Below are 849 nucleotides of genomic sequence, written 5' to 3'. Positions count from 1 at the left end.
TAGTCGTAGTTGAAGCGGAACCCAAGGGGTGGCTCGGAGGCACCAGAGAAATTGGAGACCGAACCCGTGCCGATTGCGAAGGAAGGCTTGAGAAAAATTTCAGACATGGTACAATTTGGGTAATGTTTTTTAGGTTTGAGGGGAGTGCAATCCCCTTTTTTTGTTTGAAATGGGAAATTTAGGGATCTGATGGCAGAACGAACGCATTACGTTCTACTGCCTCTAACGAAAAATTGCATTCTCATTTTTCGGGATACCGTTAATCTAGTCAAAATTATTTAACTTGTCAAGGGAAAAACCTATCTATTATGTAAAGAAATGTAACAAATTCCAAACTCGTCCAACAAATTGTAGCGACATTAGTGCTGAGTGCTAGGTGAGCGAACAGAAGAACAGGCAAGGAACGCCGCAGATGCGGCTGGCAGAGTTAATAGCGTTTCTTAGTGAAGTTTTGGGAGAACCGAACGATACAGCGCTGGCACAGCGAATAGGGATCCAGCGCACTGCTTTTCATCGGTTGAAGGCGGGAGAAAGTACGAACCTCTACAAACGCAACCGAGACGCAATGCTTAATTTTTTAGGAGTGACGGCAGACGAACTCAATGCCTATATTGAGGGGGAGTTGCCTCTGACGAAGCTGGTGCGGAATGTGATGACGGCTCCGAATTCTGGAGTGGCGTTCGATGAGATTGTGGAACGCTTGCCTTACCTGAAATTTTCCGATCTGCTGCGGTTGTCGGAAGCGCTCAACCAACGAATTCTTGAAGTTTTCCAACCTTTCCGCAGACACCTCGATCGCATCGGAATGGGTCGAACCCCAGAAGCGATCGCCGAGATACTCCCGACCCC

1 protein-coding gene is annotated in these 849 nt (G+C 47.3%); it reads left to right on the top strand.

Annotated elements, in window-relative coordinates; translation table 11 throughout:
- Positions 1-376 precede the first annotated feature (376 nt).
- Positions 377-849, top strand: a 473-nt coding sequence (locus LKK83_RS14815; protein WP_324631967.1) for a hypothetical protein, incomplete at its 3' end; no start/stop codon positions are given.

Origin of the sequence: Phormidium sp. CCY1219 (assembly GCF_035615515.1) — a bacterium.
In the GTDB taxonomy this organism is placed as follows: domain Bacteria; phylum Cyanobacteriota; class Cyanobacteriia; order Cyanobacteriales; family Laspinemataceae; genus CCY1219.
Note: the sequence above shows the minus strand (reverse complement) of the source record. Positions and strands in the feature narration are given on the sequence as shown.